The following is a 21,022-nucleotide window of genomic DNA, read 5'->3' on the forward strand; positions in this document are numbered from 1 at the left end:
TGTGCCACTGCCCGGTGACGCCGGGGGCGACCGCTGCAGTCACTTGGCGGTGGCGTCGAGCTGGCTCTGAGTCGCCTTGATCAGTTCTTTCCAGGACATCTCGAACTTCTGCACGCCCTCGTTCTCCAGCACGACGAACACGTCGGGCAGGTCGATGCCGGCCGTGGACAGCTGGTCGAACACCTTCTGTGCAGCCGCGCCGGTGCCGCTGACGGTGTCGCCGGAGATCGCACCGTGGTCGGCGACCGCGTCCAGCGTCTGCTCCGGCATGGTGTTGACGGTGTGCGGCGCTACCAGCGCGGTGACGTAGAGGGTGTCCGGGTAGGCCGGATCCTTGACGCCGGTCGACGCCCACAGCGGGCGCTGCACCCGAGCACCGTCGGGCTTGAGCGCGCCATACCGGTCACCGTCGAAAACCTCCTGGTAGGCGGCGTAAGCCAGCCGGGCATTGGCCACACCCGCCTGGCCGCGCAGCGCCAGTGCGCCTGCGGAGCCGATCTTTTCCAGTCGCTTGTCCACCTCGGTGTCCACCCGGGAGACGAAGAACGATGCCACAGAATGGATTTGGGAGACGTCGTGCCCGGCGGTCTTGGCGGCCTCCAGACCGGCCAGATAGGCATCCATGACCTCGCGGTGCCGCTGCACGGAGAAGATCAGCGTGACGTTGACCGAGACGCCCTCCGCCAGCACCGCGGTGATGGCCGGCAGGCCGGCCTTGGTGGCCGGGATCTTGATCAACAGGTTCGGCCGGTCGACGATCTTCCACAGCTCGACGGCCTGCGCGACGGTCTTGTCGGTCTCGTGCGCCAGCCGCGGGTCGACCTCGATCGACACCCGCCCGTCGACCCCGTCGGAGGCCTCCCACTGCGGCCGCAATATGTCGCACGCGCTCCGCACGTCGTCGGTGGTGGCGGTCCGGATGACGGCGTCTACGTCAGCCCCGCGGCTGGCCAGCTCGGCCAGCTGCTCGTCATAGGCGTGGCCGCCTTCGAGGGCCTTCTGGAAAATAGTCGGGTTGGTGGTGACGCCGACCACGCTTCTGGTGTCGATGAGCTGCTGCAGGTTGCCCGAGACCAGCCGTTCCCGGGACAGGTCGTCGAGCCACACCGATACTCCCGCGGCGCTCAGCGCCGCCAGCTTCGGGTTCTGAGTCATGCGAATTCCTCCTGTCAGTTGTCCAGGGACCGCTCGGCGGCGACGACGACGGCCTCCGGGGTGAATCCGAACTCGCGGAACAGGGTTTTGTGGTCCGCCGATTCGCCGTAACGCTCGATCGAAACGATCTCCCCGGCATCGCCCACCAGTTTATGCCAAGACTGTGCGACGCCGGCCTCGACGGCGACGCGGGCCTTCACCGTCGGCGGCAGCACGGCATCGCGGTAGTCGACCGGTTGGGACTCGAACCATTCCATACACGGCATCGACACCACCCGGGCGACGATGCCCTTGTCTGCCAACAGCTTCTGCGCGTCGACGGCGAGCTTGACCTCCGAACCGGTCGCGATCAGCAACACGTCGGGCTGCTGACTTACCGCACCGCCCAACACGTAACCGCCACGGGCGACACCGTCTGCGTCGGTGCCGTCCAGCACCGGCAGAGCTTGCCGGGTCAGGATCAGCCCGACCGGGCCGCTCGTCGAACTCCGCGCCACGATGGTGCGCCAGGCGTAGGCGGTCTCATTGGCATCGGCCGGACGCACCACCGACAACTGCGGGATGGCGCGCAGTGCGGCAAGGTGCTCGATCGGCTGATGGGTCGGGCCGTCCTCGCCGAGGCCGATCGAGTCGTGGGTCCAGACATAGATGGTGTCGATGTTCATCAGCGACGCCAGCCGCACCGCCGGTCGCATGTAGTCGGAGAAGATCAGGAACGTTCCGCCGTAGGCGCGGGTCGGGCCATGCAGCGCGATGCCGGACAAGATCGCGCCCATCGCGTGCTCGCGCACACCGAAGTGCAGGGTGCGTCCGTACACGTGTGCGGTGTACTCCTTGGTCGAGATCGACGGTGGCCCGAACGAGTCGACGCCGTCGATGGTGGTGTTGTTGCTGCCCGCTAAATCCGCTGAGCCGCCCCACAATTCGGGCAGCTTAGGTCCTAGCGCGCTCAACACCTCGCCGGAGGCCGCGCGGGTGGCCACCGGTTTGGACCCCGGTTCCCAGTGCGGTAAGTCGACGTCCCAGCCGACCGGAAGCTGCTTGGCCAGCAGCCGATCCAGCAATGCCTTGCGTCCGGGTTCACGCCGTGTCCACACCTGGAACTGCTGCTGCCAGCGCTCGTGGGCCGACCTGCCGCGGGCCACCAGCCCACGGGTGTGGGTGAGCACATCCTCGCGGACCTGGAAGAACTTGTCCGGGTCGAAGCCGAGCGCCCTCTTGGTGGCGGCCACCTCGTCGTCGCCGAGGGCCGCGCCGTGTGCCTTGCCGGTGTTCATCTTGGTCGGTGCCGGATAGCCGATGATGGTGCGCAGCGAGATGAACGACGGCCTGTCGGTGACGGCTTGCGCGTTGGCGATGGCCTCCTCGATGGCGACCACGTTCTCGCCGCCTTCGATCTCCTGAACATGCCAGCCGTAGGCGCGGTACCGGGCGGCGGTGTCCTCGCACAGCGCGATGGTGGTGTCGTCTTCGATGGAGATCTTGTTGTGGTCGTAGAACACGATGAGGTTGCCCAACTGTTGGACCGCGGCCAGCGACGATGCTTCGCTGGTCACCCCCTCCTCGATGTCGCCATCGGAGGCGATTACATAGATGAAGTGGTCAAACGGGCTAGATCCGGGCGCGGCGGTCGGGTCGAATAGACCACGCTCGTAGCGGGCAGCCATCGCCATCCCGACCGCCGACGCCAGTCCCTGGCCTAGGGGCCCGGTGGTGATCTCCACCCCCCGGGTGTGTCGGAACTCTGGATGTCCGGGGGTTTTCGAACCCCAGGTGCGCAGCGACTCGATGTCGGACAACTCCAGGCCGAAGCCACCGAGGTACAGCTGAATGTAGAGGGTCAGGCTGGAGTGCCCGCAGGACAGGACGAAGCGGTCGCGGCCCAGCCACTCGGCGTCGCCGGGATCGTGGCGCATCACCCGCTGAAACAACGTGTACGCCAGCGGGGCCAGGCTCATCGCCGTGCCGGGATGGCCGTTGCCGGCCTTCTGCACCGCTTCGGCGGCCAGCACCCGGATGGTGTCCACCGCGGCCGAGTCGACCTCGGTCCAGTCGTCGGGGTAATGCGGCTGGGTCAGGGTGGAGATTTCTTCGAGTATTTTTTCGGATGCCGTCACAACCTCAAACCCTAACGCCGGATGTCCGGCCGCGCAGGGACAGCAGCACAACCTGACGTCGGCGTACCGGATCGACGTCGGCGCTCAAGGGTCATCGACGACACTCGTCGGCCTGCCCCCGGGCGAGACCGCCACAACGTTTAGGGTTGAGCCTGTCAGGCTGTTGGGGGGCACCAGTCACAAGTTTTTGTTGGATCGATCTGGTGGAGGTGCCGGTTTGGCCGAGCGTGACGGCAGCACTGCGGATCGGTTGGTGATCTTCGGCATCACCGGGGATCTGGCTCGCAAGATGACATTTCGCGCGTTGTACCGGCTGGAGCGCCGCCACGTGCTGGACTGTCCGATCCTGGGGGTGGCCAGCGACGATATCACCGTCGATGGGCTGATCAACCGGGCGCGGGAGGCGATCAACGAGCACGAAAAGATTGACCGGACCGTGTTCGACCGGCTAGCGAACCGGTTGTCCTACCTGCACGGCGACGTCACCGATGCTGGGCTGTACCAGGCGTTGGCCCAGCAGATCGGTTCGAGCCCACGGTGCCTGTACTACCTGGAGATGCCGCCGTCGTTGTTCGCTCCGATTGTGGAGAATCTGGGCCGGGCTGGGCTGTTGGAGCGTGCACGGGTGGCGGTCGAAAAGCCGTTCGGCCATGACGTGGCGTCGGCTCGCGAGCTCAACGGTCGGTTGCGGGCGGTGCTCGACGAGGAGCAGATCCTGCGGGTGGATCACTTCCTGGGCAAACAGCCGGTCGTCGAGTTGGAGTATCTGCGGTTCGCCAACGCGACGCTGGCCGAGTTATGGCACCGCGGCAGCATCGCCGAGATCCACATCACGATGGCGGAGGATTTCGGGGTCGAGGACCGCGGCCAGTTTTACGACGCGGTAGGCACGTTGCGTGACGTGGTGCAAAACCACTTGCTGCAGGTGCTCGCGCTGGTGGCGATGGAGCCTCCGGTCGGACCCAGCGACGACGACCTCAACGACAAGAAAGCCGAGGTGTTCCGGGCGATGCCGGCGCTGGATCCGGCGCATTACGTGCGGGGCCAGTACGCCGGCTATACCGACATACCCGGGGTGGCGAAGAGTTCGCAGACCGAGACGTTCGTTGCGATGCGGATGGAGATCGAGAACTGGCGGTGGGCCGGGGTGCCGATATTCTTGCGGGCCGGCAAGGCGTTGCCCGAGCGGGTGACCGAGGTGCGGTTGTTTACTCGTCGTGTCCCGGCGTTGGCGTTTCTGCCCAAGCGTCGGAGAGCCGAACCCAATCAGATCGTGTTGCGCATCGACCCCGATCCCGGGATGCGGTTGCAGTTGATCGCCCACGGCGGTGACTCGTGGCGCGATGTGCATCTGGACTCCTCGTTCGCCCGGGACCTGGGTGAGCCGGTGCTGCCTTACGAGCGGCTGCTACATGCCGGCCTGGTCGGGGATCGGCAATTGTTCGCCCGAGAAGACAGCATCGAGGAGACGTGGCGGATTGTGCAGCCGCTGCTCGATGACCCCGGCAAGGTCGACCCCTACGAACCCGGCTCGTGGGGGCCGCAGTCGGCGCAGGCGCTGGTGCGCGGCCATCACGGTTGGCAAGAGCCCTGGCTTCCCGGGCTGCCGGGAAGCCACGGATCGAATATCGAATAAGGAGAATGCGACATGCAGCTAGGGATGATCGGCCTGGGTCGGATGGGCGCCAACATCGTGCGCCGGTTGGTCAAAGCCGGGCACGAGTGCGTGGTCTACGACCACAACCCCGACGCGATCACCGCGATGGCTGGTGAAGACCACACCACCGGCGCGTCGTCGCTGGCCGAACTGGCTGGGAAGCTCAGCGCACCGCGGGTGGTGTGGGTGATGGTGCCGGCCGGTGCTATCACCACCGGAGTGATCGGGGAGCTGGCCACCACGCTGGACAAAGGCGACATCGTCATCGACGGCGGCAACTCCTACTACCGCGACGACCTGCGCCACGCCGAGACGCTGGCCCAGCACGGGATTCGACTACTGGACTGCGGCACCAGCGGCGGAGTGTGGGGCCGAGAACGCGGCTACTGTTTGATGATTGGCGGTGACGCCGACGCCTTCGGTCACGCCGAGCCGATTTTCGCCACCGTGGCACCGGGTGTCGACACCGCTCCGCGTACCCCGGGTCGCGACGGTGCGATCGCCCAGGCTGAGAAGGGCTATCTGCACTGCGGGCCGTCGGGGGCGGGGCACTTCGTCAAGATGGTGCACAACGGCATCGAGTACGGGATGATGGCTTCGCTGGCCGAGGGGCTCAACATCTTGCGCAACGCCGACATCGGCATCCGCGAACAGCAGGGCAAGGGTGATGCCGAGACCGCGCCGCTGACCAATCCGGAGTTCTACCAGTACGACATCGACATTCCCGCGGTCGCCGAACTGTGGCGACGGGGCAGCGTGGTCGGCTCCTGGCTGCTGGACCTGACCGCGATCGCGTTGTACCAAGCACCGGACCTGGCGGAGTTCGCCGGGCGGGTCTCCGATTCCGGTGAGGGCCGGTGGACTTCGATTGCGGCGATCGACGAGGGGGTGCCGGCGCCGGTGCTGACCTCGGCGCTGTATTCCCGGTTCGCGTCACGCAACCTCGACAAGTTCGCCGACAAGGCCCTCTCGGCGATGCGCAAACAGTTCGGCGGACACGACGAAAAGCCCGCTTGAGCGATGACGCAAGGCAACCTCGCCGGGTTCCCCTATGTACGTGCGTGCGCAGTCAGTGCGCTCACTACGCCTTGAGAGCGAGCCCGCTTCACCCCTAGCGGGAGCGCCTCGCAATGCCTCCGCTCTGGGCTGGCTGAGGTCTTGGACTTGTTTAGGCGGGGTAGCGCTGTACGTATTCGGTGATTGCGGCGCGCATCACTTCCGACGACGCGACATGCCAGCGGTCAGCGAGCGCGTCGACTCGGTCGGAGATGTCTTGCGGCAGCCGCACCTGCCGGCTCGGTGATGTTCCTGCCGATGCACCCTTGAGAGGTCGGCCACGGCGCAGGCGTGCGGCATCGACGTGGGGCGCTTCGATCGGTGTGGCACGGTACTGGCCCGATTCGAATGCATCAGCCCACTCGGTGTAATCGTTTTCGGTTGGCATCTCAGCTCTTCACCTCCGTTGGCGTCGACCCATCTGCGGCAACAGGATCGCCGCCGTTTCACCAAGAAAATGTACCCGCTTTTATCGGCTTGGGCGAGGCGGCTCGGCGGTGTTGAGTCGGTAGACCTTGGAGTGGGTGGGTGGGGTAACCGTTCCTCTGGAGTACGGCACCAGCGGCGGAGTGGGGGCCGAGAGCGCGGCTACTGTTTGATGATCGGCGGCAACGCCGACGCCTTCGGCCACGCCGAGCCGATCTTTGCCACCGTGTCCTTACGGGGCGATGCTCTTCAGGTCGCCGATAATCGTTGAGGCCGCAGTCGCGACGACATCGAATTCGAGGCCGGCTGCAAACGTGCCTATGCCTATGTCAGCCGCGATCGGCAAACCGGCAGCGTCAAGAAGGCCACCGGCCTGCAAGTTGTCCACGAAGAGGCTGGCGTCATACGCGGGCAGGCTGGTGAGCAGGGCATTGGCAATATCTGCCGTCGGCAGCAGGATGCCGTAGGCGGTCGAAGCCACACTCGAAAGCGTGTTGACCAAATCGGTGAGCGACGAGGCGGGATCACTGGTGAGGGCCGACAATCCCGTCGACAGGTCAGCCAACACGCTAGCCCCACTCGTCGTCCCCGACGAGGGTTCCAGCAGCGAACTGAGCGAGCCGAGGGAGAGCGTCACCGGGTTCGGGCCGGTACCGGTGAAATCGCCGACGAAGTTCTCGATGCCCTGCTGGGCGCCGCTGACCAAAAGTCCGGGGAGCTGTTGGATATCGCTGAGGCTCGGGAACAGCCCGAACGGGGTGGGTACATTGGCGGGGCTGGTCGACCAGCCATAGAGCGGGTCGCCGTAGCCCAGGTTCACCAGATACCTCAGGTCAGGCTGCAGCAGGTCGGCGATCGGGTTCCCGATAATCGGGATTTCGCGCACCGGGTCCAGCAGCGGCAGATCCGTGGTGGGGATCATGTAGAAGGTGGTTTCGGTGGCACCCGATGTCGGCAATTCGATAGCCGTAGCTAGCCGCGCGGACGTTTCCGGATAATCCAGATACAGGAATCCGGCAAAACCGTTCAGGTCGGATAGGAAATCGATGGGGTACCGCGGGAAGTCGGCCATGCCGTCGTATTCGACCGTGTAACTGACGGTGGTGAAGTCATCGGCGGGAGTCGCGCCGTAGAAAGGAATCCCTAAACTCGTGAGGTTCAGGCCGGCGAAACGCGCAAAGATGCCGCCGTTGGGATTCATCTCGCTGCCGATGAATACGAAGTTCACTGGCAGGTCACTCGGCGTGCCGGACGGGTCGAGCGCCTCCATTTCCAGCGAGGCGATTTCCGCACTCTGCGAGCTGCCGAACACGGTGGAAACGTCTCCGGCTGCCAGATTGGCTCGGATCGAGTTGTCCAGAATCGTGACGCCCTCAGCCACCGACGTGTCGAAGGGCAAGCTTTTAACGCCAGTATACGGATAGAACTGCTCGGGCGTGGCTAGGCCGTTGGCCAACGTCCCAGGGTACGTGGTGCCCGGGAACGTAGGCTGCCCAGGAAAGGGATTCTCGGGCTGGATATAGACAGCGTTCACGACATCCACGTATCCGGTGCCAGGAATCGGTTGCGTGGTGCCTCCCATCACCAACCCGATGTTTTCCGGAGCGGGGTCGGTGACGTCTGGGCTGTCGGCGTACGCGACGGCCGGCGGCACGGCCGAGGACAGTGTCAGTAGTCCGACACCGGCACTCACCAGCATCCCAAGCACGAGCCAAAGGCGCTTGCTGATCATTATTGCGGTCTCCTCAAGACGCTGAGCTTCAAGACAACGCCTTATATAGGTGATTGCCAATCTGAGACGGCTGTCGTAAGCAGGAGATGCTAACCGGTATCTGATGAACTGTCAAGACAGACCTGATACCACCGAGGTGGATGGCCGTGCGCCCGGTATTGGCGGGAGGGCGTACTACGGGCCGGCAAGGTGTGCTACAGCACCCGACCGGTGTCGGTGCCACGGGTGTGCGTCGACGCGCCGCCGAGCTGGCGGGCGGTGTTGACCAGGCCGACCATGGAAAACGCCTGCGGGGTGTTGCCGACCTGCCGGTGGGCTTTGGTGTCGTACTCCTCGCTGAGCAATCCGACGTCGTTGCGCAGATCGAGTAGGCGCTGGAACAACGTGGTGGCTTCGTCGCCCCGGCCGATGCCGTGCAGGGCGTACGCCAGCCAGAACGTGCACACCAGGAAAGTGCCCTCGGTGCCGGGCAGTCCGTCGCCGCCACCGTCGGCAGCGGGGTCGTAGCGCAGTAGGAATCCGTCGTGGGACAGCTCGCGCTGGACTGCTTCGACGGTGCCGACGACGCGGGGATCGGTCCACGGCAGAAAGCCGACGCGGGGAATGAGCAGCAGCGCGGAGTCTAGACCGCGAGAGCCATAGGATTGGGTGAAGGTCTTGCGCTGCGCGTCGTAACCGTGCTCGCAGACGTCGGCGTGGATGCGGTTGCGCAGTTCGCGCCATTTGTCAACCGGCCCGTCGAGCCCTTGGGTTTCTACGGTACGCACGGCTCGGTCGACGCCGGCCCAGGCCATGACTTTGGAATGCACGAAATGCCGTTGCGCGCCACGGACTTCCCAAAGACTGGAATCGGGCTGATCCCACTTGCCTTCCAGGAAGTCCAGCAGCGCCAGTTGGATGTCCCACGCCGTCTCCACCGCCTGCATCCCGGTCTCGCGGGCCAGATGCAGCCCGTGAAGGACCTCGCCGTACACGTCGAGCTGGAACTGGCGTGCAGCCGCGTTGCCGATCCGCACCGGGGAGGAGTTCTCGTAGCCGGACAGCCAGTCCAGAGTCAGCTCGGGGATTCGCCGGGTACCGTCGACGCCGTACATGATCTGCAGCTTCGCCGGGTCGCCGGCGACCGCGCGGACCAGCCAGTCCCGCCACGCCTTGGCCTCGTCGAGGTAGCCGGTGCCCAGCAACGCCTGCAGCGTGAAGGTCGCGTCACGCAACCAGCAGTACCGATAGTCCCAGTTACGCACTCCCCCCAGCCCTTCGGGCAGCGATGTGGTCGCCGCGGCGCAGATTCCGCCGGTCGGATCGTAGGTCAGCGCTTTCAAGGTGATCAGGGCGCGCCGCACGGCGTCTTCGTACGGCCCGCGGTAGCTGCAGCGGCCGATCCAGTTCTTCCAGAACTTCTCGGTGTCCCGCAACGCGTGGTGGGCCTTCGCCCGCATGGTTTTCCCCAGGCGGTGCGACGGTGCGTGGGTCAGCACGAACGGCACCTTGTCGCCGGCGGCCACCTCGAATTCGGCGACCGTCGACAGGTGGTCGCCGTGCACGTCGACGGGCGTGGTCAGACGCACGGTGTCCGGGCCGGCGGTCGCGATCAGGCCGTCCTCGCTCCGACGAATCCAGGGCACCACATTGCCGTAGTCGAACCGGATCACCAGGCGCATCCGCATCGACACTCGCCCGGACAACCCCTCCACCACGCGGACCAGGTCGGCCGCTTGGCCACGCGGCGGCATGAAATCGGTGACCCGCACCGAGCCCTCGGGAGTGTCCCACTCGGTGTCGATGATCAGCGTGTCGTCGCGGTAGCCGCGCCGGGTGGCCGATCCAGAGGGGTAACAGGAGGCCGGCGCGAGCCGCCAGTGGCCGGCGGACTCGTCGTGCAGCAGCGCCGCGAAGCAGGAACCCGAATCGAACCGCGGCAGACACAGCCAGTCGATGCTGCCGTCGCGGCTCACCAGCGCGGCGGTGTGCAGGTCGCCGATCAGCGCATAGTCCTCTATGCGTGCCATCAGCTGTTGCCTCCATCGCCTCCGAGTTCGATGAGCACCTTGACGTCACCGTCGGCCGGTCGGACGGCTTCGGCGGCCTTCGCCGGCGGCACGCACCGGGTGACCAGCCAGTCCTTATCGGTTCGGGCCAGCACCTTGGCGGCCTGCCGGTAGTGACGCGGCGCTCATCTTTCCTCCGGGCTCCTCGCGGGCCGTTCGAAGTCGATCCGGTCGACCGATTTCCCGCGGCCCACCAGCACCGTCGCCACCATCTCGGGTCCGAACAGGCCGTGTTCGACCACACCGGGTGTGCCGGCCAGCCGGGCGGCCAGCGCCGCCGGGTCGGCGACCTGCCCGCGATAGTCGGCGATCACGCCACCATCCGGACTCGGCGGAACATCGCGCAGCGACACCGGCGCGATCTGGCGCAGCGTCGCGCGGAGTCCGAACCTCAGCAGCTCGACCGGGACAGGCCCGTGCAGGACATCGACCGGTTTGGACGAGTCGGCGATGACAATGAAGCGGACCGCTGCGGCGGCGACGATCTTCTCGCGGGTGTGCGCGGCGCCGCCGCCCTTGACCAGCCACCCGTCCGGGGCGATCTGGTCCGCCCCGTCGATGGTCACGTCCAAACTTTCGATGTCGTGGAACGGCTGCACCCGCAGGCCCAGCTCGCGTGCGGCCTGCTCGGTGCGGGGTGATGTTGCGGCACAACGGATGTCAAGATCGCGGTGGGCCAGCGCCGGGAGTAGGAACGCCACCGTCGAACCGGTGCCGAGACCGACGGCCATGCCGTTTTCCACCAGCTCTGCCGCGGCCTCCGCGGCGATCCGCTTTTCTCGTTCGATGCTCATGGGCGAGTTTTCAGGGCCCGATAGTGGCGAATGAGCGCGTTGGTCGACGAGTCGTGGGCGAGTTTCGGTTCGGCTGTGCTCTCCAGCTCGGGGATGATCGCGGCTGCCAGCACCTTGCCCAGTTCGACGCCCCACTGGTCGAAAGAGTCGATGCCCCAGATGGTTCCCTGGGTGAACACGCTGTGTTCATACAGTGCTACCAGCGCGCCCAGTATGTGGGGAGTCAGTTTCTCTGCCAGCAGGACGTTGGTGGGGCGGTTGCCTTCCATGACCCGGTGCGGCACCACCGCCTCGGGCGGCCCCTCCGCGCGGACCTCCCGTTCGGTTTTGCCGAAGGCCAGCGCTTGAGCCTGGGCGAAGACGTTCGACGACAAGATGTCGTGATGGTCGCGCAGCGGGTTGAGGCTCTTGCCGAAACCGATCAGGTCGACCGGGATGAGCCTGGTGCCCTGGTGGATCAGCTGGTAGAAGCTGTGCTGTCCGTTGGTGCCCGGCTCGCCCCAATACACCGGACCGGTCTGGTAGTCCACTGCTGCACCATCTAAGGTGACGTGCTTGCCGTTGGACTCCATCGTCAGCTGCTGCAAGTAGGCGGGGAAACGCTTGAGGTATTGGTCGTAGGGCATCACGCCGATCGACTGGATCCCAAAGAAATTCACGTACCACACGGTGAGCAGGCCCATCAACATCGGCAGGTTCTGCTCCGGCGGGGCGGTGCGGAAGTGCTCGTCCATCGCATGGAAGCCGGCCAGCAGCTCGCCGAACCGCTCGGGGCCCAAGGCCACCATCGTCGACAAGCCGATCGCCGAGTCCATCGAGTAACGGCCGCCGACCCAGTCCCAGAAGCCGAACATGTTCGCGGTGTCGATGCCGAATTCGGTTACCCGGTCGGCATTGGTGGAGACGGCCACGAAATGCTTTGCGATGGCAGCGGTGCCGAGCTCGCCGACGACCCAGTCGCGTGCCGAGGTGGCGTTGGTCAGTGTCTCCAATGTTCCAAAGGTCTTCGACGAGACGATGAAAAGCGTCTCCGCCGCCGCCAGGTCTCTGGTCGCCTCCACGAAGTCGGTGGAGTCGACGTTGGAGACGAACCGGAACCTCAGGTTCCGGTCGGTGTAGTCGCGTAACGCCTCGTAGGCCATCACCGGCCCGAGGTCGGAGCCGCCGATGCCGATATTGACGATGTTGCGGATCGGCTTGCCGGTGTGGCCCGCCCAGGTGCCGGAACGGATCTTGGTGGCGAAATCAGCCATCCTATCCAACACCTCGTGTACCTCGGCGACGACGTCGACCCCGTCGACCATCAGCGAGGTGCCTTGTGGCATCCGCAACGCCACATGCAGCACCGACCGGTTCTCGGACACGTTGATCCGCTCCCCGGCGAACATCGCATCGCGGTGGGGCTCCAGATCGGATTCTCGGGCGAGCTGAAACAGCAGTTCCAGGGTCTCCTCGGTGATCCGGTTCTTCGAGTAGTCGAGGTAGATCCCGACGGCCTCGGCGCGGAACCGCTCGCCACGGGTGGCATCCTCGGCGAAGAGCTCCCGCAGATGGCGACCCTGGATCTGGGAATGGTGCTTTGCCAGGGCCGTATAGGCCGCACGCTCACGCAACGGCGGAATCGACACGTTTCCGCCTCCATCTTCCAGGTCCGACAACACCGGCAGTTCTCCACCCGAGGTGCGCGAAGCTCTCTACGAACTCGATCCGTTCGATCCACAGTCACACCGCACTGCCCGATGGTGGTGAACAAGTTCGACACGACAGTAGCGCATGACCTCAAGGCCTCCATCCGCCGTCACCGCGTCCGGACGAGCGGCGCCGGCTGCCGCGGCCTTCGTCGGCATGCTTCGTGAGTGCCTCTGAGCGTTGATCCGCCAGGTGGCGTCGGTCACCTGAGTTGTCCCCTGCGTCCGGTCGCGGTCTACCATCGGACCTAGTAGAAGCCGCACCGGTCGACCGCAGTCCCTGTCCGGCGACGCGACTAACCCGAGGAGTCACCGCGTGAGCACTCGCGAGCGGGCCGGTCTTTCCCGGCCGGCCCGCATCCGCACCGCGCTGTGGGCGTACTTGGCGCTGACCAAACCGCGGATCATCGAGCTGCTACTGGTCGCGACGATACCGGCGATGCTGTTGGCCGATCGCGGCGTAGTGAGCCCGCTGTTGATTTTCAACACACTGTTCGGCGGGGTGCTGGCGGCGGCGTCCGCCCACACGCTGAACTGCGTGGTGGACGCCGACATCGACAAAGTGATGAAGCGGACTGCGCACCGGCCACTGGCCCAAGACGCGGTGTCGCGAGGCAATGCCCTGGCCTACGGGCTGGCGCTCGGGGTCGCTGCGTTCTGCTGGTTGTGGTGGACCACTAACCTGCTCTCCGCTGTGCTGGCCGTGGCCACCATCGCGTTCTACGCGCTGGTCTACACCATGCTGCTCAAGCGCCGAACCCCGCAGAACGTTGTGTGGGGTGGGGCCGCCGGCTGCATGCCGGTGATGATCGGCTGGTCGGCGGTGACCGGCACCATCGGGTGGCCGGCGGTGGTGATGTTCGCGATCATCTTCTTCTGGACGCCGCCGCACACCTGGGCGCTGGCCATGCGGTACAGGGACGACTACGCGGCGGCCGGGGTGCCGATGCTTCCGGTGGTCGCCACCGAACGCCAGGTCACCGAGCGAATCCTGATCTACACCTGGCTGACGGTGCTGGCCACGCTCGCGTTGGTGCCGGCTGCCGGGTGGCTGTACGCGACGGTTGCCGTGCTGGCCGGGGCGTGGTTCCTGACGATGGCCCATCGGCTGTATGCCGGGGTGCGCCGTGGCGAGCCGGTCAAACCGCTGCGGCTGTTCCTGCAGTCGAATAACTACCTGGCGGTGGTGTTCTGCGGCCTCGCGGTCGACTCGGCGCTGGCGTTACCGGCCCTGCCGGCCGTGTTCTGATCGTTCGCTACCCGCTCTTAGGGCATCAGGAGGATCGAGCCGATCGTTTTGCGGCCTTGCAGATCTCGGTGCGCCTGGCCGGCATCGGCCAACCGGTATCGCCGGCTCACCGTCACAGCGATCGAATCGCTGGCGATGGCATCGAACAATTCCCCTGCGCGCCAAGAGAACTCTTGTGCGGTCCGGGTGAAGTGGGCCAGCGTCGGGCGGGTCAGGTACACCGACCCGGCCGCGTTGAGCCGCTGCGGGTCCACCGGGGGCACGGGCCCGCTGGCCGCGCCGAACAGCACCAGCATGCCGCGCACGGCAAGGCTGGCCAGGCTGGCGTCGAACGTCGTCGCGCCCACCCCGTCGTATACGGCGTCCACCCCGGAGCCGTCGGTCAGCTCGCGCACCCGGGCGCCGAACCTGGCTGCATCAGCGTCATCCGGGCCCGGGTAGTCGAGCACCTCGACGGCGCCGGCCTGTCGGGACAGCTCGGCTTTGGCCGGCGTCGACGCCGTGGTAAGCACCCGAACGCCCAGGCTGGTGGCCCACTGCGTCAAGATCAGGCCCACCCCGCCCGCACCGGCGTGCAGCAGGATGGTGTCGCCGGCCCGAACCGGGTACACCGACGTGATGAGGTAGTGCGCTGTCAACCCCTTCAACAGGGCGGCCGCCGCCACGTCGACGTCGATGTCCGGCGGCAGCTGCGCCACCAACGCCGCGGGCGCAGTGCAGTATTCGGCATACGCACCGGCGGCCGCCGCGGTCACCACCCGGTCACCCATCCGCGGAGAGGTCACCCCGGCACCCACGCTCGACACGGTGCCCGCCACCTCGTTGCCGAGAACGAACGGCAGCTGCACCGGGTACACCCCGGAACGGAAATAGGTGTCGACGTAGTTGATCCCGATGGCTTCGGCGTGGATTACCACCTCGTCGGCGCCGGGGGAGGGTCGCGGCTTGTCGATGTAGCTCAAGACTTCGGGTCCGCCGGTCTCGGCGACTTGCACAGCGCGCATGCGCACTATCATCCCCAGGCGTGACGCCCGCATGAAGTTGGCCCGGCCCGACATCTTCCACCCGCGCATCGTGCTGACGGGCGACCCCCAGCTGGCCGAGGGTGACGGCGGTTGTGCCGACGACGCCGGTCTGGTCGCCGCGCTGCGCAGACGCGGCCTGCACGCGCGCTGGATGTCCTGGGATGACCCCGCCACGCTCGGTGCCGACCTGGTGATCCTGCGCGGTGTCGGCGACTGTGCCGCGCGCCGGGAGGAGTTCCTGGCCTGGACGCGTCAGGTCCGCCGCCTGCTCAATGCGCCTGACGTCATCGCCTGGAACACTGATCCCCGATACCTGAGTGATCTGCAGTACGCCGGGGTGCCGACGGTGTCACGAATGTCACGACAGGCGCCTTGTGCAGCGATCGCGCTGATCTACTTCGGCGGTCGGCAGTCGCATGCGTTCGGTGCCGGCGACGCGGAGTCTGTCCGTGGGCCCGCCGTAGCACCCGACTTCGAACTCTGGGACGTGGGCCGCGCCGCTTTGCGGGCGGCCGCCGAACGGCTGAGCATACGGATGGAGGAGTTGCTGTATGCCCGGGCCGACGTGGTCGGCCCACCGGATGACATTCATTTGGTGAGCCTGGACCTTGTTGCGCCACAGCTCGGTTGGCGTCTATTAAGTGCGCGGGACCGCAGCGACGGGCAGCGTCAGTTCGCCCTCTGCGTCGAGTCGGCCCTGCAGCGCCTCGGGCTGGGTCCGCTGTCGCATCGACGCCCATAGCGCGGCGGTCGCCGCCGTGCACAGCACCGCGCCAGCGACGTGCATGGCCACCAGTGCGGCCGGTACGCCGGTGAAGTACTGGACCACCCCGATGAGTCCCTGGGTGCAGGCCAACACGATCACCACCGCGAACCGCACCAGCACCGGCCTGGCCGCCCGCGCCGCGGCCAGCCCGAACCCCAGGCCGACCAGCAGCCCGAGGAAACCGATCAGCAGCGACTCATGCAGGTGTACCAACACCACGACCTCGGCTTTGAGTCGCGGCACCGTCCGTTCGGCACTTTTGTCGCCGGCGTGCGGTCCGGCGGCGGTGACCAGGGTTCCGGTCACCAGCACCGCCGACAACGTCACCGCAGTGAGCAGTGTCAGCCAGCATAGCGGCGCGGGCACCTGGCGGCGTCTCACCCCGTCGCCGCCAATATCGGGTTCGCCGATCTTGACGTAGAGCAGCACCGCCAGCCACACCATCAGCATCGACAGCAGCAGGTGGACGGCGACCGTCCACCAGGCCAGCCCAGTACGTACGGTGATGCCGCCGATCACGGCCTGCACCACCGTGCCCGCGGGCATCAGCCAGGCGTAGACCAGCACCTCGGGCCGTCGCCGGGCCCGGGTGACGGCCAACACCGCTAGCACCGCGGCGACCACCACCGCGACGGTGACCATCCGGTTGCTGAACTCGATGGCCTGATGCACCCGGGGCACCTCGGCAACCGCGACCGGAACATAGCTGCCGGGGAAGCACTGCGGCCAGCTCGGGCAGCCCAGCCCGGAGGCGGTGACGCGGACGATCGCGCCGGTGACCGCGATGAACCCCTGGGTCACTACGACAGCGCCGCCGAGCGCCCGCTGGGTGCGCAGGCTCGGCGCGGGCAGCACATCCACCAGCCGAAGCAGCAACCGTCCGACGCGCACCACCTGATCCTAGGTCGCCTACTGGGAAGGTGGCACGTAGCGCCGTCACGGCCGAGTGAGGCGGATGCCTTACCTTTCGATCTACTTGCTTACCCCCCTGCTGGCGTACGGCGGAGGGCTTTGGTGGGGAATCCGTAGACCGGGGCTTCTTCGTCCTCGTCTTCGGTTTTATCGACCATGCGCGATGCGCTGGACGCCGCCGCGCTCGGTATGCCCGCGGTGATGACCGGGCTGGCGGTGGGGGCCGCGGCCGGAAGCGCGGTTGCCGGCGGGGTGACGGCTTCCGCGGGGGCGGCCACCGCGGTCCAGTTGTGCGGCACCGACAGCGATCTGACCAGGCTGGCTTTGCCGACGCTCGCGGTGATACCGCCCTCGGCGGCGGAGGTCGATCCGGCCAGGGTGCCCAGCCCGCCCAGGCCGCCCGAGGCCGAGGCGAGACTGCCGAGCGGGGACGCCGCGGAGCTCAGACCCGAGACCGCTGCGGCCGGTGTCAGGGTGCGGCCGAGGATGGCCATGAGAGCGCTCATTTCTCCCACGTTTTGCGCGATGAACGCTGGGCTGTAGGGCGCGCCGGCGATCGCGGAATTGACCAGCGTGGAATTCAAAAAATTGGAGAACGGGGTCGCGTCGGACGATCCCGATAGCAGATTAAAAAGCCCGCCCAGTCCGGTGGTGGACGTTCCCGATCCGGGGTTCATGATGTTGAGCCCCAGGGCTTGCAGCGCGTTGGAGAGCTGTTGCGCCAAAGTGGTGGGGGCGCTGGCCGCCGCCGTCGCGGCCGCATGGGCGGTCGCAGCGGCCTGGCCGGCCGGTCCGCTAGCGGCAGTGGTGGCCGGCGGCTCGCTGAGCGGACTGAGAGTGGCCGCAGCAGCGGAGTCACCGGCATAGCGGTACATCGCGGTGGCGTCCTGAGCCCACATCTCGGCATAGGCAGCTTCGGTGGCAGCAATCGCAGCCGTGTTCTGCCCCAGCACGTTCGTGGCAACCAGGGCTGCCAGCCGGGCACGATTCTCGGCGATCACCGGGGGCGGCACAGAGGCCGCGAATGCAGTCTCATACGCACCGACAGCAGTGGACGCCTGACTGGCCGCATGGGCGGCATAACCGGCCGTGGCCCGCATCCACCCGGTGTACGGCGCAGCCGCGGCAACCATTGACGTCGCCGCGGGGCCCCGCCAATCATTGCCGACCAACTCAGTCAACACCGCGGCACAGCCATCAGCGGCCGAAACCAGTTCACTGGCCAAATCCGCCCAGGCCGTCGCAGCAGCCACCAACGGACCCGAGCCGGCGCCGGCGTAGATCAGCCCGGAGTTGATCTCTGGCGGCAACGCCCCGAAATCCGGCACGCCGATCTGCGGGATGGTCTGTGTGCTCACTGAGACACCTCCTTACGTCGGGTCGGGCTGCTGGGTTGGCGTCACGACTATCCGCCGGCCGGTGGGTGCGCCAACACGACCGGGCGAAAGCCGTAGCGACGGGCACGCCTCTTGCCTCGCACCGCTCCGGGCATCGGCGCACCGGGAAGCACTGTCGAGCCGGCGCCGATGCCCAACGGGAGCGCCGAGGTAGTCGGTATCGCAGTGGTGCTGGCCGTCACCGCTGAAGCGGTGGCCGCGGTCCAGTTCTGTGGCACCGACAGTGTTCTGACCAGGTTGGCTTTCCCGATACCGGCGGTGACCTCGGTATCAGCGGCATGCGCCCCGGCCAGGGTGCCCACACCGGCCGGAACTGCCCCGACGCTGTGGATCTGTGAAGCGATCGGCGCCAAACCGCCTAAGCCGCCCACGCCGAGCGCATTGGACGCCATAGCATCCTGGGCCGCGTAGATCAGTAGGTAATCGAACGCGTTGAAGACGTTGAAAACGCCGGTCGGATTCCAGAACCCAGAGGAAAAAACACTGTTGTTGAAGTAGTCGTTCAAAAAGTTGCCGAACGACGAATGCGTGGTACCGCTGATCATATTGAGGAACCCCGACAGTCCGACGTCAGACGAGCCGTTTGCCGGGCTGAAGATGTTCCATCCACCCATCGACGGGGCGAGCAGTTGCGACAAAGTGCTGGGGGCGCTGGCCGCCGCCGTGGCAGAGGCGTGGGCGCTCGCAGCGTCCTGGCCGGCGGTTCCGCTGGTGGTCGCCGGGGGTGTACCGATTGGGTTGAGGGCGGCCGCTGCAGCGGAGTCGCCGGCATAGCGATACATCGCGGCGGCATCCTGAGCCCACATCGCCGAGTAGGCAGCCTCGGTCGCCGCAATCGCAGGAGTGTTCTGCCCCAACAGATTAGTGGCGGTCAGCGACGCCAACCGGGCACGATTCTCCGCGATCACCGGCGGCGGCACCATAGCCGCGAACGTCGTCTGATAAGCACTTGCCGCCGCCGATGCTTGGCTGGCAGCCCGAGCAGCGTGGCCGGCCGTCTCCCGCAGCCATGCCGCATACGGAGCAGCCGCAGCGAACATCGACGCCGCCGAAGGACCGTGCCATCCTTCACCGGTCAACTGCGACAGCGTCGCAGTACAGGCGTCAGCAGCCGAGGCCACCTCATCGGCCAACCCCGCCCACGCCGCGGCAGCCTCGGTCAGTGGACCCGAACCCGCGCCCACATACATCAACCCGGAGTTCACCTCCGGGGGCAACGCTGCAAAGTCCATCACGCTGATACCCCTTCAACTCTGCGGGCTAGCCGGGGCTAGCTTGCGACACAAGCGTTAGCGGCCTCGGTGATCGCATACGAGCCGGCTGCACTTCGCAACGTGTCGGTGAACAGGCCGAGAATCGCCTCGGCCTGGGAACTGACCGTCTGGTACTGGTGGCCGTACGCGGCGAACTGTGCGGCGGTCAGCATCGACACTTGGTCTGCGGCGGCCGGAATCACCGTGGTGGTCGGGGCTGCTGCAGCAGCGTTGCGGGCAGCCACCGTCGAGCCGATTCCCGCCAAGTTGTCGGCCGCGGCGGCCAGCATCTCCGGTTGTGTGGTCACAAAAGACATGGCAATCCTCCTTCGCGGAATAGCCGATCCCCTGGGAGTGCATTTCGCACAGGGGCGAGTGCGCCCAGGCGTGTCATGCCCAGGTGCGTGAAAAAGGGTTCTACGGAAGCCGATTCAGGCTGTTTCGCGACCGAGGTGGAACGAAACAGTCATCGGCTTGGGATACGAACTATCGTCACTGGGACTCAACTGCGTTCTCACCTCCTTGCTGCCGGGACATGCGGGGATGTCAACCGGGTGCACACGGGGTGGGCGTATAGCCATCAGCCGAACGCAGCACCCCTCTCGTCAGAGCTTCGACACCGCACGGCGTGTCCGGTAACCCGAAAGCCACTTGGGCTCAACCCTTAAGCCGGGAGGAGCTGTCCTGACCCGGGGCGTCTTTCGACGTTCAGGGTCAGTGGCCTATGTCCGTGCGGACGCCTCACCTAACGAGGTGCATTACGGATGAATCGTAGGACTGTCAGCTCGAGCAGTCAAGCATTATGGGATCCGGTGTTGACTACTTGGCACACAGCCCGAGTCCTGGCCTTGTCTTGGGCTAGGTGAGTGGCTTGGTGAGTGGCTTGGTGGTCAGCACCGCCGCCCGGGCTGGGGCGGCGGTGCTGGTTGACGGGGGGTGGGGTGCAGCGCGGGCCCCCCCGCGGCCGTCACGCGCAGGGGTGGATGCGGAGTTGATTAGGAGTTGATGTCGCGTGCGACGAATTCCTCGAGGTCGAACAGGTTGTCTCCGGCTCGCTCGGCGACGTTGAGCAGGGTGGTCATCACCGCCTCTTCTTCGACCTGCTCGGCGAGGTACCACCACATGAACTGCTCGCCGAGGTAGTCGGCTTCGGCGCGGGCGGTGGCGGCCAGTGTGCTGACCTGTTTGGTGACTGTGCGTTCTGAGTCCAGCGCTAGGGCGATGGCGTCGTGGGGGGTGTCGAAGTGGTTGCGGACCTCGTCGGTGCCGGGGATCTCGACGGCGAAGTCGCGGTCGATGAAGTACTGCACGATTTTCATCGCGTGGTTGCGTTCTTCGTCGGCATGGCTGTAGAAGTATTTCGCCAGTTGCGGCAGGTCGTCGTTGTCGAAATACGCGGCGATCGCAAGGTATTGCTGTGCCGTTGTGAATTCGTTGCGGATCTGCTCTTGCAGGAGTGCGTGGAATTTGGTTTCGGGGGTGTGGTGTTTGGTCATGGCGGCTACGTTACTGCAGGTTATGGCGGTCTGCAACGAAGGTCATGCTCATTTAGGCAAGCTGTTCCTTAGTAAACTAAGCCTGCACGAATAAATGCGTTGTCGATGTTTTCTCGACAAACAGAGTGTAGCTTTCCCTCAGTGAAGAAAGGCTAGCCTCAAAATTTCACGGTAGCCCGAGTTCTCCTGTGACGACTGCTGAGGCGGCCAGTTGATCTTGATTTCGGGTTGTGGGTGAGCGGCGCCGCCGC

The 21,022-nt window shown here is 66.0% G+C and carries 18 protein-coding genes, 1 pseudogene and 1 riboswitch; of the genes and pseudogenes, 5 read left to right on the forward strand and 14 right to left on the reverse strand.

Features of this window, described 5'->3' with window-relative positions:
• Nucleotides 1-39 precede the first annotated feature (39 nt).
• Nucleotides 40-1,155 carry a transaldolase gene (gene tal / locus AC2VOP_RS12030; RefSeq protein ID WP_486961180.1) on the reverse strand — a complete coding sequence of 372 codons (1,116 nt, stop codon included), beginning with the start codon at nucleotides 1,153-1,155 and terminating at the stop codon, nucleotides 40-42.
• Nucleotides 1,156-1,169: 14 nt separating this feature from the next.
• Nucleotides 1,170-3,254 (reverse strand): transketolase, encoded by a 2,085-nt coding sequence (gene tkt / locus AC2VOP_RS12035; RefSeq protein ID WP_486961195.1) that lies wholly within the window; start codon nucleotides 3,252-3,254, stop codon nucleotides 1,170-1,172.
• Between the two features lie 235 nt (nucleotides 3,255-3,489).
• Here tkt and AC2VOP_RS12040 point away from each other — a divergent pair, with 235 nt between their 5' ends.
• Both AC2VOP_RS12040 and gnd read left to right on the forward strand, forming a co-directional pair.
• Nucleotides 3,490-4,908: a glucose-6-phosphate dehydrogenase gene (locus tag AC2VOP_RS12040; protein WP_486961181.1), complete on the forward strand. Its 1,419-nt coding sequence runs from the start codon at nucleotides 3,490-3,492 to the stop codon at nucleotides 4,906-4,908.
• Between the two features lie 12 nt (nucleotides 4,909-4,920).
• Entirely contained in the window at nucleotides 4,921-5,946 is a 1,026-nt protein-coding gene (gene gnd, locus AC2VOP_RS12045; protein WP_486961182.1) for a phosphogluconate dehydrogenase (NAD(+)-dependent, decarboxylating), read from the forward strand.
• 151 nt (nucleotides 5,947-6,097) lie between these two features.
• Here the strand turns inward: gnd and AC2VOP_RS12050 are convergent, their stop codons facing one another.
• A complete protein-coding gene (locus AC2VOP_RS12050) occupies nucleotides 6,098-6,373 on the reverse strand; it encodes a ribbon-helix-helix protein, CopG family (protein ID WP_486961183.1) in 276 nt (91 codons plus the stop codon).
• Between the two features lie 157 nt (nucleotides 6,374-6,530).
• Between AC2VOP_RS12050 and AC2VOP_RS12055 the strand changes: the two are divergent.
• Nucleotides 6,531-6,643: pseudogene (locus tag AC2VOP_RS12055) on the forward strand (NAD(P)-binding domain-containing protein); the annotation flags it as partial.
• Here the strand turns inward: AC2VOP_RS12055 and AC2VOP_RS12060 are convergent.
• The 5 genes from AC2VOP_RS12060 to pgi all read right to left on the reverse strand — a co-directional run bounded on the left by AC2VOP_RS12060 (nucleotide 6,644) and on the right by pgi (nucleotide 12,613).
• A complete protein-coding gene (locus AC2VOP_RS12060) occupies nucleotides 6,644-8,143 on the reverse strand; it encodes a PE-PPE domain-containing protein (protein ID WP_486961184.1) in 1,500 nt (499 codons plus the stop codon).
• Between the two features lie 194 nt (nucleotides 8,144-8,337).
• Complete coding sequence (locus tag AC2VOP_RS12065) at nucleotides 8,338-10,152, reverse strand: glycoside hydrolase family 15 protein (protein WP_486961185.1); 1,815 nt, start codon at nucleotides 10,150-10,152, stop codon at nucleotides 8,338-8,340.
• Nucleotides 10,152-10,286, reverse strand: a complete 135-nt coding sequence (locus AC2VOP_RS12070; protein ID WP_486961186.1) for a hypothetical protein — start codon at nucleotides 10,284-10,286, stop codon at nucleotides 10,152-10,154. Before AC2VOP_RS12070 ends, AC2VOP_RS12065 begins: the two co-directional genes overlap by 1 nt.
• 30 nt (nucleotides 10,287-10,316) lie before the next feature.
• On the reverse strand, nucleotides 10,317-10,985 hold the full coding sequence (gene rpiA / locus AC2VOP_RS12075) for a ribose-5-phosphate isomerase RpiA (RefSeq protein WP_486961187.1): 669 nt from the start codon (nucleotides 10,983-10,985) through the stop codon (nucleotides 10,317-10,319).
• Entirely contained in the window at nucleotides 10,982-12,613 is a 1,632-nt protein-coding gene (gene pgi / locus AC2VOP_RS12080) for a glucose-6-phosphate isomerase (protein ID WP_486961188.1), read from the reverse strand. Before pgi ends, rpiA begins: the two co-directional genes overlap by 4 nt.
• A 376-nt stretch (nucleotides 12,614-12,989) precedes the next feature.
• On the opposite strand from pgi, the gene AC2VOP_RS12085 reads away from it, so the two are divergent.
• Entirely contained in the window at nucleotides 12,990-13,922 is a 933-nt protein-coding gene (locus AC2VOP_RS12085) for a heme o synthase (RefSeq protein ID WP_486961189.1), read from the forward strand.
• A gap of 17 nt (nucleotides 13,923-13,939) precedes the next feature.
• Here AC2VOP_RS12085 and AC2VOP_RS12090 read toward each other — a convergent pair whose 3' ends face one another.
• A complete protein-coding gene (locus tag AC2VOP_RS12090; RefSeq protein WP_486961190.1) occupies nucleotides 13,940-14,926 on the reverse strand; it encodes a quinone oxidoreductase family protein in 987 nt (328 codons plus the stop codon).
• Nucleotides 14,927-14,957: 31 nt separating this feature from the next.
• Here AC2VOP_RS12090 and AC2VOP_RS12095 point away from each other — a divergent pair, with 31 nt between their 5' ends.
• Complete coding sequence (locus tag AC2VOP_RS12095; RefSeq protein WP_486961196.1) at nucleotides 14,958-15,689, forward strand: hypothetical protein; 732 nt, start codon at nucleotides 14,958-14,960, stop codon at nucleotides 15,687-15,689.
• Here AC2VOP_RS12095 and AC2VOP_RS12100 read toward each other — a convergent pair.
• From AC2VOP_RS12100 to AC2VOP_RS12120, 5 genes are all read right to left on the reverse strand, one after another.
• Complete coding sequence (locus AC2VOP_RS12100) at nucleotides 15,585-16,604, reverse strand: COX15/CtaA family protein (protein ID WP_486961191.1); 1,020 nt, start codon at nucleotides 16,602-16,604, stop codon at nucleotides 15,585-15,587. The two genes, AC2VOP_RS12095 and AC2VOP_RS12100, sit on opposite strands and share 105 nt — an antisense overlap.
• A gap of 89 nt (nucleotides 16,605-16,693) precedes the next feature.
• On the reverse strand, nucleotides 16,694-17,983 hold the full coding sequence (locus AC2VOP_RS12105) for a PPE family protein (RefSeq protein WP_486961192.1): 1,290 nt from the start codon (nucleotides 17,981-17,983) through the stop codon (nucleotides 16,694-16,696).
• 47 nt (nucleotides 17,984-18,030) lie between these two features.
• Nucleotides 18,031-19,254 carry a PPE family protein gene (locus AC2VOP_RS12110; RefSeq protein ID WP_486961197.1) on the reverse strand — a complete coding sequence of 408 codons (1,224 nt, stop codon included), beginning with the start codon at nucleotides 19,252-19,254 and terminating at the stop codon, nucleotides 18,031-18,033.
• A gap of 38 nt (nucleotides 19,255-19,292) precedes the next feature.
• Nucleotides 19,293-19,592 carry a PE family protein gene (locus AC2VOP_RS12115; RefSeq protein WP_486961193.1) on the reverse strand — a complete coding sequence of 100 codons (300 nt, stop codon included), beginning with the start codon at nucleotides 19,590-19,592 and terminating at the stop codon, nucleotides 19,293-19,295.
• Between the two features lie 273 nt (nucleotides 19,593-19,865).
• A riboswitch (M-box (ykoK) riboswitch) is annotated at nucleotides 19,866-20,035 on the reverse strand.
• Nucleotides 20,036-20,270: 235 nt separating this feature from the next.
• Nucleotides 20,271-20,771: a ferritin gene (locus AC2VOP_RS12120; protein ID WP_486961194.1), complete on the reverse strand. Its 501-nt coding sequence runs from the start codon at nucleotides 20,769-20,771 to the stop codon at nucleotides 20,271-20,273.
• Nucleotides 20,772-21,022: the final 251 nt, after the last annotated feature.

Source organism: Mycobacterium sp. TH-M106, from assembly GCF_057473765.1.

Bases quoted from the DNA above. Each gene is read 5' to 3' on its own strand.
- AC2VOP_RS12065 (WP_486961185.1), bottom strand. From the start codon at position 10,152: ATGGCACGCATAGAGGACTATGCGCTGATCGGCGACCTGCACACCGCC.
- AC2VOP_RS12110 (WP_486961197.1), bottom strand. From the start codon at position 19,254: ATGGACTTTGCAGCGTTGCCCCCGGAGGTGAACTCCGGGTTGATGTAT.
- AC2VOP_RS12095 (WP_486961196.1), top strand. From the start codon at position 14,958: ATGAAGTTGGCCCGGCCCGACATCTTCCACCCGCGCATCGTGCTGACG.
- AC2VOP_RS12060 (WP_486961184.1), bottom strand. From the start codon at position 8,143: ATGATCAGCAAGCGCCTTTGGCTCGTGCTTGGGATGCTGGTGAGTGCC.
- AC2VOP_RS12050 (WP_486961183.1), bottom strand. From the start codon at position 6,373: ATGCCAACCGAAAACGATTACACCGAGTGGGCTGATGCATTCGAATCG.
- gnd (WP_486961182.1), top strand. From the start codon at position 4,921: ATGCAGCTAGGGATGATCGGCCTGGGTCGGATGGGCGCCAACATCGTG.
- AC2VOP_RS12090 (WP_486961190.1), bottom strand. From the start codon at position 14,926: ATGCGCGCTGTGCAAGTCGCCGAGACCGGCGGACCCGAAGTCTTGAGC.
- rpiA (WP_486961187.1), bottom strand. From the start codon at position 10,985: ATGAGCATCGAACGAGAAAAGCGGATCGCCGCGGAGGCCGCGGCAGAG.
- AC2VOP_RS12115 (WP_486961193.1), bottom strand. From the start codon at position 19,592: ATGTCTTTTGTGACCACACAACCGGAGATGCTGGCCGCCGCGGCCGAC.
- AC2VOP_RS12120 (WP_486961194.1), bottom strand. From the start codon at position 20,771: ATGACCAAACACCACACCCCCGAAACCAAATTCCACGCACTCCTGCAA.
- tal (WP_486961180.1), bottom strand. From the start codon at position 1,155: ATGACTCAGAACCCGAAGCTGGCGGCGCTGAGCGCCGCGGGAGTATCG.